Origin of the sequence: Hymenobacter busanensis, from assembly GCF_008727865.1 — a bacterium.
GTDB lineage: Bacteria > Bacteroidota > Bacteroidia > Cytophagales > Hymenobacteraceae > Solirubrum > Solirubrum busanense.
The window spans coordinates 569646-582018 of sequence record NZ_VTWU01000002.1; the positions used below are offsets into that span (position 1 = coordinate 569646).

General features: G+C 64.0%; 11 protein-coding genes. 6 read left to right on the plus strand and 5 right to left on the minus strand.

Annotated features, from left to right (window positions below; translation table 11 throughout):
• Window positions 1-2: 2 nt before the first annotated feature.
• Entirely contained in the window at window positions 3-347 is a 345-nt protein-coding gene (locus tag F0P96_RS06870) for an HIRAN domain-containing protein (RefSeq protein WP_160620372.1), read from the minus strand.
• A gap of 118 nt (window positions 348-465) precedes the next feature.
• Here F0P96_RS06870 and F0P96_RS06875 point away from each other — a divergent pair, with 118 nt between their 5' ends.
• Window positions 466-927 (plus strand): DUF4268 domain-containing protein, encoded by a 462-nt coding sequence (locus F0P96_RS06875; protein WP_151078101.1) that lies wholly within the window; start codon window positions 466-468, stop codon window positions 925-927.
• Between the two features lie 24 nt (window positions 928-951).
• On the opposite strand, the gene F0P96_RS06880 is transcribed toward F0P96_RS06875, so the two are convergent.
• Window positions 952-1245, minus strand: coding sequence for a hypothetical protein (locus F0P96_RS06880; protein WP_151078102.1), 294 nt, complete (start codon window positions 1243-1245; stop codon window positions 952-954).
• Between the two features lie 69 nt (window positions 1246-1314).
• Window positions 1315-2547 (minus strand): acyl-CoA dehydrogenase family protein, encoded by a 1233-nt coding sequence (locus tag F0P96_RS06885; protein ID WP_235917408.1) that lies wholly within the window; start codon window positions 2545-2547, stop codon window positions 1315-1317.
• Between the two features lie 221 nt (window positions 2548-2768).
• Between F0P96_RS06885 and F0P96_RS06890 the strand changes: the two genes are divergently transcribed.
• The 3 genes from F0P96_RS06890 to F0P96_RS06900 all read left to right on the plus strand — a co-directional run bounded on the left by F0P96_RS06890 (window position 2769) and on the right by F0P96_RS06900 (window position 6426).
• Complete coding sequence (locus tag F0P96_RS06890; protein ID WP_151078103.1) at window positions 2769-4505, plus strand: APC family permease; 1737 nt, start codon at window positions 2769-2771, stop codon at window positions 4503-4505.
• A 126-nt stretch (window positions 4506-4631) separates the two neighbouring features.
• Entirely contained in the window at window positions 4632-5486 is an 855-nt protein-coding gene (locus F0P96_RS06895; RefSeq protein ID WP_235917409.1) for an FRG domain-containing protein, read from the plus strand.
• A 103-nt stretch (window positions 5487-5589) separates the two neighbouring features.
• Window positions 5590-6426: a phosphodiesterase gene (locus F0P96_RS06900; RefSeq protein ID WP_151078105.1), complete on the plus strand. Its 837-nt coding sequence runs from the start codon at window positions 5590-5592 to the stop codon at window positions 6424-6426.
• Window positions 6427-6599: 173 nt separating this feature from the next.
• On the opposite strand, the gene hrpB is transcribed toward F0P96_RS06900, so the two are convergent.
• Window positions 6600-9143, minus strand: a complete 2544-nt coding sequence (gene hrpB / locus F0P96_RS06905) for an ATP-dependent helicase HrpB (RefSeq protein ID WP_235917410.1) — start codon at window positions 9141-9143, stop codon at window positions 6600-6602.
• A 319-nt stretch (window positions 9144-9462) separates the two neighbouring features.
• On the opposite strand from hrpB, the gene F0P96_RS20915 reads away from it, so the two are divergent.
• Both F0P96_RS20915 and F0P96_RS06915 read left to right on the plus strand, forming a co-directional pair.
• Window positions 9463-10197, plus strand: coding sequence for a peptidoglycan-binding protein (locus tag F0P96_RS20915; protein WP_201743860.1), 735 nt, complete (start codon window positions 9463-9465; stop codon window positions 10195-10197).
• 39 nt (window positions 10198-10236) lie between these two features.
• Window positions 10237-11949, plus strand: a complete 1713-nt coding sequence (locus F0P96_RS06915; RefSeq protein ID WP_151078106.1) for an esterase/lipase family protein — start codon at window positions 10237-10239, stop codon at window positions 11947-11949.
• Window positions 11950-11956: 7 nt separating this feature from the next.
• On the opposite strand, the gene F0P96_RS06920 is transcribed toward F0P96_RS06915, so the two are convergent.
• A complete protein-coding gene (locus F0P96_RS06920; RefSeq protein WP_151078107.1) occupies window positions 11957-12283 on the minus strand; it encodes a rhodanese-like domain-containing protein in 327 nt (108 codons plus the stop codon).
• Between the last annotated feature and the right edge of the window lie 90 nt (window positions 12284-12373).

Sequence of the window (12373 nt, forward strand, 5' to 3'; positions counted from 1 at the left end):
GGCTACTCGTGCAGCAGCACTTCAATGTTGAGGTAGAGCCAGTCGTCTTCCCAAGATTTGTGGGTGAGGCGGGCCGAAATGTGCTTGCCGGCGTCGAGGAGCCGCGCCACCGTTTCGTTGCGGCCTTCGGGCAGATAGCCAAGCCACACGCCGCCGGCCTCGGGGCGGGTGTGCACCTGCACGGCCCAGTCGTCGAAGGTGCTGTCGGCCTCGCGGCGCAGCTCCAGGGGCTGGTTCAGTTGCAGGCTGGGCTCGTGCTGGGCCAGGTTGTCGCGGTGCGAGGTGCCGGCAACGAGGCACTCCAGCAGGATGAGGGGCTCGGCGGCGGAAGCGGAGGCGTGGGGCATGGGGCGGGGCTTGAAGCTGCAAAATAGCAAGCAGCCAGCAGCTTTGACCACGGACTTGCCTCCTCGCGTATAGGTTGGCGGCTCCGGCGTTATTTTGGGGCCGTACTTTTCGCCCTCGATGTATAGCAAAACCGAAGTTGCGCAGCTTCGCCAAGCGTTCTGGACCACGTTTGGCCAATACATGCAGCCCGTGCCTTCGGCCGAAGGCCTGCCGACGAACTGGGTCAACTACAAAACCGGCCTCAAACACGTGTATTTCCGCCTGCACGCTGACGGCAAACGGGCCCACGTAGCCATTGACATCACCCACCGCGACGCGGGCGTGCGGGAGTTGTTTTTCGAGCAGTTTCGGGAAGTGCGCCCGATGTTGGAAGAAGCTACCGGCGAAGCCTGGACCTGGGAGGCCGAAACCCAGGACGAGAACGGCCAGCCCATTGCACGCATTTCGCAGGAACTGGCGCCGGTGAACCTGTTCAACCGCGACGATTGGCCCCGGCTGATTTCATTTTTCAAGCCGCGCATCATAGCCCTGGACGAGTTCTGGTCGATGGGGCAATACGCGTTTGAGGCGCTACGGTAGCCCGCGTCAGCTTCGGCAGTGGCGCTAGTTGCCGGCGGGCTGCTGCGGCCTGTGCGGCTCCCTTGCAGCTTTGGCTTTAGCCCAGAGCCGCGCAACGAGCCGAATCAGCAGCAGCGCGAGGGCCAAGCCCAGCCAAACGAAGGGCATCAGCAGCGCCCAAGTGCCGCAGAGGTTGCCTTTGCAGCCGTTTTTGTAGAATGCCGGAATGAGCCAGGCGCCGGCCAGCGCGCACAACCCCAGCCAGACGAGCGTGTACCGCCAGCCCAGCAGGTAGATGATAACGCCTAGAACCAGGGCAGCCAGCAGAAACTCTTTCATAGGTCACCCTGTACGCAAAAAGCCCCGCCGACGGCAAGGTCGACGGGGCTTTTTGCAAAGTCGAGGCGCCTATTTAAACGCCTGGATGCCGGTAATATCGGCCCCGGTGATGAGCAAGTGAATGTCGTGGGTGCCTTCGTAGGTGATGACCGACTCCAGGTTCATCATGTGGCGCATGATGGGGTATTCGCCGGTAATACCCATGCCGCCGTGAATCTGGCGCGCCTCGCGGGCAATGTGCAGGGCCATGTCCACCGAGTTACGCTTGGCCATCGAAATCTGGGCCGAGGTGGCTTTGCCCTCGTTTTTGAGCACCCCGAGGCGCCACACCATCAGCTGGGCCTTGGTGATTTCCGTAATCATTTCGGCCAGTTTCTTCTGTTGCAGCTGGAACGAGGCAATGGGCTTGCCGAACTGCTCCCGCTCCAGCGAGTATTTCAGGGCCGACTCGTAGCAGTCGATGGCCACGCCGATGGCACCCCAGGCAATGCCGTAGCGGGCCGAGTCGAGGCAGCCGAGCGGGCCTTTCAGGCCTTCCACGTTGGGCAGCAGGTTTTCCTTGGGCACCTTCACGTTGTCGAACACCAGTTCGCCGGTGATGCTGGCGCGCAGGCTCCACTTGTTGTGGATTTCGGGGGCGGTGAAGCCTTCCATGCCTTTCTCCACGATGACGCCGCGGATGCGGCCTTCGTCGTTTTTGGCCCACACCACGGCTACCTGGCTCTGGGGCGAGTTGCTGATCCACAGCTTGGCGCCGTTGAGCAGGTAGTAGTCGCCCATGTCCTTGATGGTGGTGGTCATGCCACCGGGGTTCGAGCCGTGGTCGGGTTCGGTAAGGCCGAAGCAGCCGAGCCACTCACCCGAAGCGAGCTTGGGCAGGTATTTCTTGCGCTGTTCCTCCGAGCCGTAGGCGTAGATGGGATACATCACCAGGGACCCTTGCACCGAGGCGGTGGAGCGCATGCCGGAGTCGCCGCGCTCAATTTCCTGCATGATCAGGCCGTAGCTGATGTAGTCCAGCCCGCCGCCGCCGTACTCGGTCGGAATCGTCGGGCCGAAGGCGCCGACTTCGCCAAACTTGCGCACGATTTCCGAGGGGAAATGTGCTTGTTGGGCCCACTTCTCGATGTTGGGGCTGATTTCCTTCTTCACGAAGTCGCGGATGCTCTGGCGAATGAGCTTGTGCTCTTCGGTCAGCAAACCATCGATATCGTAGTAATCGGTGAAGCCGGCGGCGTTGGTCGAACCGCGGTGCTGGGCGGCCTTGGCTTTGGGCGAGAGTACGTCAGCTTGGGAAGACATGGGTAGGGAAACGGATTGGGTTGGAAGCTCAAAGATAGGTATTTCGGGATGCAGAACCGGCCGCCGCGGCGGGTGTTTTGCGCCTCTGCCGGGGCCCGTCGACTGCTATAACCGCTTCAGCCGGCAGAAAATGCCGCGGTGTGCCGTTACCAAATCATCTTTCCAGCGCGCAAATTCGTAGCCTTAGCCCACGCTACCGCTCCACACCTTTCCCACTCCCCATGAGTACCCACAAAAAGCTAAACGAACTGGAGGCAACCGCCATTTGCGGCAACGACATTTCCTCTTCGTGCCTGTACGTATCGGCGCTGGCTATAGCCTATGCCGGGCAGTATGCGTGGGTGTCGCTGCTGCTGGTGGGGGCGGTGCTGTTTCTGTTCCGGCGCATCTACGGCGAAGTGGTGGGCGCCTTGCCGCTCAACGGCGGCGCCTACAACGTGCTGCTGAACACCACGAGCAAGGCCAACGCCTCGTTGGCAGCGGCCCTCACCATCCTGTCGTACATGGCCACGGCGGTTATTTCGGCCTCCGAAGCCATGCACTACTTACACGCGCTGTGGGAGGGCCTGCCGGTACTGCCGGCCACCATGGGCCTGCTGGGCTTGTTTCTGGTGCTCACGCTGCTGGGCATGTCGGAGTCGGCGAAGGTGGCGGTGCTCATTTTCGTGGTGCACCTCACCTCCCTCACCGTGCTGGTGGCGGTGGCCATTTGGTACCTGTTCAATCACGGCACCGATACCCTGTCGCTGAACTTCCACACGCCACTGAAAGGCAGCCTGCTATCGGCCTTGTTTTTTGGGTTCAGCGCGGCCATGCTGGGCATTTCGGGGTTCGAAAGCTCGGCCAACTTTGTGGAAGAACAGGCCCCGGGCGTATTTCAGAAGACGCTGCGCAACATGTGGGTGGTGGTGAGTTTTTTCAACCCGCTGCTGGCGTTTCTGGCCGTGGCGGTGCTGCCGCTCGTCACGGTGGGGCAGCATACCGAAACGCTGCTGTCGTACCTCGGCGGCGTGGCCGGCGGGCCGTGGCTGGCCGCCCTCATTTCCATCGATGCCGTGGCGGTGCTCAGCGGCGCGGTGCTCACCTCGTTTGTGGGCGTGAGCGGGCTGATGAAGCGCATGGCGCTGGACCGCATCTGGCCGCCGCTGTTTCTGAAGGAAAACAAGCGGGGCAGCAACTACGTCATCCTGCTCTCGTTTTTCGCGCTTTGCATCAGCATTCTGCTCATCACGCGGGGGCAACTGGGGCCGCTGGCGGGCGTGTACACCATTTCGTTTTTGTCGGTCATGGCGTTTTTTGCTATCGGCAACTTCCTGCTGAAGGGCAAGCGGGCCCGGCTGCCGCGGCCGGTATACGCGTCCATCGGGGCGGTTGTGCTGGCGTTTTTGGGCGTGGTCATCGGTTTGTTTGGCAACATCAAGCTGCACCCCGATTACCTGGTGGTGTTTCTGCAATACTTTGTGCCCACCATGCTGCTGGTGGTAGTAATGCTGGAGCGGGTGGCCATTCTGAAATTGATTTTGGCTGCCGTGCAGCGGGCGGCCAAGCGCTACGGCACCTTGTCGCGCTTGGGGCGCATCACGCTCAAGCGCATGCTGCGCGAGCTGAACCAACAGGAATTCGTGTTTTTCACCAAGGGCGACAACGTGTCGAACCTCAACAAGGTCATGGCCTACGTGGTGGAAAACGAATTCACCAACAAGCTCAAGATTGTGACCCTGCTGCGCGAAGGCGAAGAAGTGTCGCCCGACCTGCTGCGCGACGTGGAAGTGCTCGACCGCGCCTACGAGCAGATTGACGTGGAGTTTGTAACCCGCCGCGGCACGTTCAGCCCCCAGCTCATCGACGAGTTGTCGGCCGAATGGGGCATTCCCAAGAACTTTATGTTCATCGGTTCGCCCGGCGACCAGTTCCCTCACCAGATTTCGGAACTGGGCGGCGTGCGGCTGATTATCTGAGTTCTGGTTTTCAGCCATTTCCGCTTTCGGTAGCCCGCTACATGCGCACCGCTGTTGCGGGCGGTGTAGCTTCGCTGCCGGGTGCTGCGTATGCTTGGCAGCCGCTCGTTTCATTCCCGCAACTCCGTGGCTATTTCCCCTCTCGTTCCCCCCGTCGACATTGAAGTGCAGTCCTGGGAAGAGCTGCAGCACGTGCTGTTTCGCGACACCTGGGACGGCCGCATCGGGCGGTTCCGCTCGCCGTTTGTGTACCGCGGCGTCCGCTCCCGCGACTACACCCTCACCACCAGCCTGCAGCGCCTCGGCGGGCAGTACCACGAGCTGGAGCACCACTTGCTGCGCAACTTCCGCAAGTACGCCCACGACACGCCCATGATGGACACGGCCTCGGTGTGGAACTGGCTGGCCGTGGCCCAGCACCACGGCCTGCCCACGCGCCTGCTCGACTGGACGTACTCGCCCTACGTGGCCCTGCATTTCGCCACCGACGACCTCGAAGCCTACGACCGTGACGGGGTAATCTGGGCCATGAACTACGTGAAAGCCGCCGAGTACCTGCCGTTGCGGTTGCGCGAAGCCCTGCACAACGAAGGCTCCAACGTGTTTACGCCCGAGTTGCTGCAACCCGTGTGCACCACCCTGCGCGAACTGGCCGACATGCAGCCCGAACACCCGTTTGTGCTTTTTCTGGAGCCGCCGTCACTCGATGCGCGCATCTTGCACCAGTACGCCCTGTTTTCGATGATGTCGACCTCGCAGGCCATTCTGCCGGAGTGGCTGGAGCAGCACCCCGAGTTGTTTTTCCGCATCATTCTGCCGGCCCGCCTCAAGTGGGAAGTGCGCGACAAGCTCGACCAGGCCAACATCACCGAGCGCGTGCTGTTCCCGGGCCTGGGCGGCCTCAGCCGCTGGCTGCACCGCCACTACAGCCCCGCTCCCAACAAAGATGCCCACTCCGGCCTAGACCAAATTTCGGGGTAGCTTCTTACCGCCCCGCGGCATCATTGTCCCACCAAGCCGGCGCGTTGCCCAGGCAGCGCATACGGCCGGGGCCCACGCTTTCTGTTGTCTTGATTCAGCGCTTATGATCATTGCCCAGTTCAGCGACACCCACATCAAAGACGGCAGCGAGGAAGGTGTGGCCGGCATGCAAGCCGCCGTGGCGCATATACTGCAGTTGCCCGCTTTGCCTGATGTGGTGGTAATAACGGGCGACTGCACCGACGGCGGTACCGCTACGGAATACGCGCGGTTTTGGGAGTTGCTGCAGCCGCTGCCCATGCCGGTATATGTGATTCCCGGCAACCACGACCACCGCCAGCGGCTGCACGACACGGTAGGAGCACAAGGCCGGCAGCCGCTGCCGGGCTTCATGCAGTACACGGTAGAGGCGGGCCCGCTGCGCCTGCTGATGCTCGACACCCTCCTGCCCGGCTCCGATGCCGGCGAGCTGTGCCCGCAGCGCCTGCAGTGGCTGGAGGACCGCCTCGCGGAAGCTCCTGATAAGACGACGCTGGTGTTCATGCACCACCCGCCCTTCCGCACCGGCCAAGCGCCTTTCGACCGGATTGGCCTGCGCGATGCCGCCGCTTTCGGGGCCATTATTGCCCGTCACGCGCAAGTGGAGCGCGTAGCGGCCGGGCACGTACACGCCGGAGTGCAGCGCCGTTTTCAGGGTACCGTTGCCGTTACGTGCCCGTCGGTCATGCACCAGCTGCTGCCCGATTTTCGGCAGCCCGAGCGCCTGATTGTGGCCACCGAGCCGCCGGCTATGTTGCTGCACGTGTGGCAAGAGGGCATTGGCTTACTTACCTACACGAGCCCCATTGCCCCACCAAGCGCCATTATTGAGCTGCACAACGGCACCGACTGGCTTACTCCGCCGCGGGAAGTCAGAGCGAGGGGCATCCAAGGCCAGTAGTCCAAGAGCAGCGTGTTGGGGATTTTAGGTTTTGGTCATGCTTCGGCAAGCTCAGCATGACGTTCTAAGCGGCTGGTAAATGAATTCCAAACACGCTTAACTTCTGTAAGCAGCCAGACTTCACCGGCCCAAGTCAAACACAGGCGGTCCATGCTTACCGAAACAAGCTTTTGCTACCGGCCTTCCAGCCGCTTTTTGGTGAGCTTGGTGGGTACATGGGTTAGCGGGTCATCGGGCCAGGGGTGCTTGGGGTAACGGCCACGCAGGTCCTTGCGCACATCGAAGTAGCCGGTTTGCCAGAAGCTGCGCAGGTCACGGGTAACCTGGGCCGGGCGGCCGCCCGGGGAAAGCAGGTGCAGGGTCAGGGGTACGCGGCCGTTGGCAATGCGCGGCGTATCGAGCAAACCGAATACCTCCTGCAGTTTCACGGCCAGCACGGGCGCGGCCGGGTCGCTGTAGTCGACGCGAATGTGGGAGCCGCTGGGCACTTCGAGGTGGGCCGGAGCGAGGCGCTCCAGGTCCTGCCGCTGCGCCCAGCCGCCGGGCAGGCGGCCCAGCAACAGCTCGTTCCAGTCGAGGCGGCCTACATCAGCCAGGCTGTGCAAGCCCGCCAGATGCGGCCCCAGCCACTCGTCGAGTTCGGCCTGTAGCACTTCGTCCGACACCTCTGGCCAGTCGGCCGGAAACTGCTGGTGCAGGAATACCAGCCGCTGCCGAAGCTGCTGGGCGCTTTCGGGCCAGGGCAGCTGCGCCACACCCGCCGCGCGCACGGCATCTTGCAAGGCCTGGGTCACCAGCTCGGCACTGGGCTGCAATAAGGCAGCATCGCTCAGCACCAGCGCCCCCAACCGCCGCACACGCCGCGCCACTACCTTTCCGGAGGCGGCATCGAAACGCACCTCGTCGCGGTTGTCAATTTGCTCGGGGAACAGCTGCTCGACTTCGGCCAACGACACCGGCGCGGCCAAACTCGCCCGCGGCGCGGTGGCAGTGCCGTCGAGGTAGGCTATGGCAAAAAACTGGTCCTGCGCACTAAAGAACTCGGCTGGCAGCGTGGCCCGCTGGCCCGTAACGAGGCGGACGCGCTCGGGCGTTTCGCGCTGTGCCAGCCGGTCGGGATAAGCCAGTGCGGCCAATATTCCGGCCCCATCGGGTTCGATGTGCTGCCCGCTTATGCCGGCCCGGCCGCGCAAAGCCGCCGCGGCTTCGCGCACCCGGCGCACGGCCCCGGCATCGGCTACTAGTCCCGGCAATGGCGAACGACCCGAGTGCAGCGCTTCCAGCCGCAGGCGCAGATCGGGCGGTGCGGGTTGGCCGGGGTCGGTGGCGCGCAGCATGTCGCGCTCGGCCAGCAAGGCTGCAAGCAGGCAAGCCGTGGCCCCGTGGTTCAGCTCGCGGCCGCGCACCACCAAATGCCCCAGGCGTGGGGGCAAACCCAGGCGGGCCAGCTCGCGGCCGTGGCTGGTGGCTTGCCCCGAAGGCAGCACCGCACCCAGGCGCACCAGCAGTTCGCGGGCCTGGGCCAGGGCCGGTGTCGGCGGCGCATCGAGCCAGCGCAGCGCACCAGCCTCGGCGCCCCACAGCGCCAGTTCCAGAGCCAGGCCGCTGAGGTCGGCGGTGAGCATTTCGGCCGGCAGATGCGCCGGCAGTTGCTGGTGCTCGGCTTCCGTCCAGAGACGCAAACACACGCCGGGGCCAAGGCGGCCGGCGCGGCCCCGCCGCTGGTCGGCAGCGGCTTGGCTCACGGGCACGGTTTCGAGGGTGGTGAGGCCGGTGCGCGGCACAAAACGGGGCACGCGGGCATACCCGCCGTCGACCACTACGCGCACGCCTTCGATGGTGAGGCTGGTTTCGGCAATGCTGGTGGCCAGCACCACTTTGCGGCGGCCGGCCGGCGCGGGACGCAGAGCGGCATCCTGCTGCTCCAGCGGCAGTTCGCCGTGCAGCACGTGCATGTCTACCGCATCGGGCAAGCCCGGCCCGAGGCGCTCGGCCACGCGGCGCTGGTCGGCTAGGCCGGGCAAAAACACGAGGATGTCGCCGGGGTGCTGGGCCAGGGCTTCGCGCACGACGGCGGGCGTAAGGTCGGCCAGCCGCTCGTGCGGGCGCGACGACCCCCCCGCGGCCCGGCGCGGGCTTAGGTACTGCGTCTCGATGGGGTGCATGAACCCGGCGCTGGTAACCACCGGCGCCTCGAGCCACGGGCCGAGGCGCGCGGCATCGAGTGTGGCCGACATGACGAGCAGGCGCAAATCGGGCCGCAACACGGCCTGGGCGTCGAGGGCCAGGGCCAGGCCGAGGTCGGCTTGCAGGCTACGCTCGTGAAACTCATCGAAGAGCACGGCGGCAATGCCTTCCAGCGCGGGGTCGTCTTGCACGAGGCGCGTGAGTATGCCCTCCGTTACCACCTCAATGCGGGTGTGCGCCGACACCTTGTTTTCGAGCCGCACGCGGTAGCCCACGGTGTGGCCCACCGGCTCACCGAGCAGCTGGGCCATGCGGGTGGCAGCGGCGCGGGCGGCCAATCGGCGGGGTTCCAGCACCAGAATTTTGCCCTCGGCCCGCCAAGGCGCTTCGAGCAAGGCCAACGGCACGACCGTGGTTTTGCCGGCACCCGGCGGGGCCTGCAGCACGGCGCGGTTGCCGGTTTCCAGGGCCGCGAGTAGCTCGGGCAGCGCGGCGCGAATGGGTAGATCGGGGAGCAGAAAATTGGGCAAAACAGAACGGATTCAGACCAGCTTGGCAAAGGTCGGCACTCGGCGGCTGATTGCGGAAAGTCTGCTTCCGCGGGAGTTGCGTTCGGCTGCCTGTACTGAAGTCGAACCGCGCGTTTCACCGTCCGGCAGCACGCCTGCCAAATTATTTTGCACTGCTATTTGCCTTATATAATTAAACCTACATATTACCAGCAGTTAGCTCAAACTAAATCGTTTACGCATGAATCCTCCTCAACCAGTCGGGCCAGTCGGGCCCTTGGGGCCACCCCCTCCTTCCTATCCGGGCCAGTTGCTCAAGAAGGGCATCCACAACAAGCCTATGGTTACGCTGCTCCAGCAACGCCTGCTGCAGTTGGGCTGCGGGCCGCTGGAAGTTGACGGCGACTTTGGCAAGCAAACCGAAGCCGCCGTGCGCCAGTTTCAGATGCGCTTCGCCGACCAGGACGGCCTGCCGCTCAAAATCGACGGCGAAGTAGGTTCGCTGACGTGGGCGGCGCTGTTTGGCCAGCAAAGCGTGTCGCAGACGCTCACGCCGCAACCGGGCCACCCGCTGCTGGTGCGGATGCTGCAGCTGGCCGCCGCCGAAGTAGGCGTGCTGGAAGAGCCGCCCGGCTCCAACCGCGGCGCCCGCGTCGATCAATACATTACCCGCACCGGCCTCAACCCCAACGCCGGGAATTTTGCCTGGTGCATGTGCTTCGTGTACTGGTGTTTCGACGAGGCCGCCAAGCAGCTGAAGGTGGCCAACCCCTGCATCAAAACGGCCGGGGTGCGCGACCATTGGACCAAGGCGAAGAAAAAAGGCATCCGTACCATCACGCCGGATCAGGCTGTGCAAGAGCCCGCGCTGGTGCGGCCGGGGCAGCTGTTTTGCCTATACCATTCGGCCACCACGGGCCACATCGGCATCGTCGAGTCGGTCATTGGCGGCAAGCTCACTACCATCGAGGGCAACACCAACACCGGCGGTTCGCGCGAAGGTATTGGGGTGTTTCGGCGCACCCTGCGGCCCATCAGCAGCGTCAACCTGGGCTTTATCGATTACAACGCCTAGCCGTTCGGCTCGGCGTTTCACTCATTTTTCTTGCTCGATATGGCAGCGCGCTTTCGTATCAAACCCCCTTTTTACCCCATTGTGTACGTGCGCGGCTACGCCATGTCGGGCTCCGAGCGCACCGATACGTTTCACGACGGCTACTACGGGTTCGGCTCTACCTCGGTGCGCCGGCTGCAAGGCCCGCCCGACCCCGACCGCTACCTGCAGGCCGATGTATTCGAAGGCCAGTTGGTGCGCTTTATCAAGGATTTTGGCTACGCCGACGCCATCAACCGCGGCAACCGCATCGACAGCCTGGCGGCCGAAATGGCGGCTGATGCGGATGCCGAGGTGCGCCCGCCCTACCGCATGAACCTGCGCAACCCCTCGCGCAGCCTCTGGATTTCGCGCTTCTACGACTCCGACGTGCTCGGCAACCGCCTGCGCGGTATTGAGGAGCACGCTGCCGATCTGCTGTCGCTCATCACCGAAATCATTCCGGCCCAGTTGGAATCGTGCGACGTGGACCTGGGCCCGAAGCGTGCCGACTACAAGGTGATTCTGCTGGCCCACTCGATGGGTGGGCTGGTGTGCCGCACCGTGATGCAAAACCTGCTGCCTACCAGCAAGCTGCCCAAAGCCGACCGCGACCCAAAACGCTGGATTCACCGCCTCGTGACGATGGGCACGCCCCACCGCGGCATCGACCTGAGCGTGCTGCCCAACGGCGTGGAGCAGTGGCTGGCCAACACCTTGAACGCCAACGACAGCGGCATTTTTCAGCCCGACCAAATGCGCCGCTACCTGCGCCTGACGGGCTACTCCGACCGCGAAGTACACAGCCTGGGCGACCCCGCCGACCCGCTGCACTTTCCGGCCAAGCGCTGCCTGTGCATCGTGGGCAGCAACTACCGCGACTACAGCGTGGCCAACGGCTTGGCCAAAGTGGCGACCGGCTCGTTTAGCGACGGGCTGGTGAAGCAAAGCAACGCCTACGCCGTGGAGGGCCGCGCTGCCCCAGACGGCTCGTTTCCGCCGGAGCGCACCGCCTTCTACGCCAACGTACACCGCGCCCACTCCGGCTACGAGGGCATCGTGAATTCCTACGAAAGCTGGGAAAACATTCACCGCTTCCTCTTTGGCGACGTGCTGGCCGACGTGGCCCTGCGCGACCTGCGGCTGCATACCGCCCCGCCTGACAAGGCCCGGCAGGAGCGCGTCACGTACGACATCGAGTTCAGCCTAAGCGTGAAGGGCACCCAAACCAAGCTGCACGAGCGGCGCCAGGACCCGTGCGAAAACGCCATGCGCTACGAACACGCCGCGCTGGCCCAGGCCAACGCGCCCATTGCGCTGCACACGGTGTTTCTGAACTCCAACCTGAAAAAAGACGCCTCGGAGCCGTTTCTGCACTTTGTGCTGATGCTGCGCGTAACCGAGCACCGCGTGCGCGAAGCCGCCGGCTTGGGCGGGCTTTTCGACAAGGTGAAGCACTTGGTGGGCGTGGAGGCCGACTACCTGCCGCTGCCGGTGTACAGCGAAACCGCCGAAATCCGCGTCGGCGACCTTGACCCCACGTCGCCGGGCTTTGAGGTGCAGTACCGCTGGGCCTCGGATGCCGCCGTGGGCGCCGCCTGGCGCACGGCCAACAAAACCAAGACCGACTCTGGCCTGCAGTATTTTATCGAGCTGCGGGAAGCCAACTCGCTCAGCGGCAAGCTCGCCATCAGCGCCCGTCGCTGGCCCGACCGCAGCCTCACGCTGGACTAGCCCGCCGCTAGTACACCGCCACGCTTGGGTCGACGCGCTGTGACCAAGCGTGGATACCGCCGCGCAGGTTCAGCAGATTGGTGCGCTCGTGGCGGTGCTGCAGGTAGGCCAGCGCCTGCATAGAGCGCACGCCGTGGTGGCAAATGAGTACCACGGGCCGGTCGTCGTCAATTTCTTCGGCGCGGCGCGGCAAGTCGCCGAGCGGGATGAGCGCGCTGCCTTCGATGCGGCAGTAGGCGTATTCCTCGGGCTGCCGCACGTCAATCAGCTGGAGGGTTTCACCGGCGGCCAGCCGGTCGCGGAGCTGTTCGGGCGTGAGTTCGGGAAGCGGCATACCGGGTAAAAACAAACAAAAAACGTGGGAAGGCACAAAAGTAGCCTAACGGGCATTAGCTTTGGTAGCGGCTGCCCACCCACAGCCTTT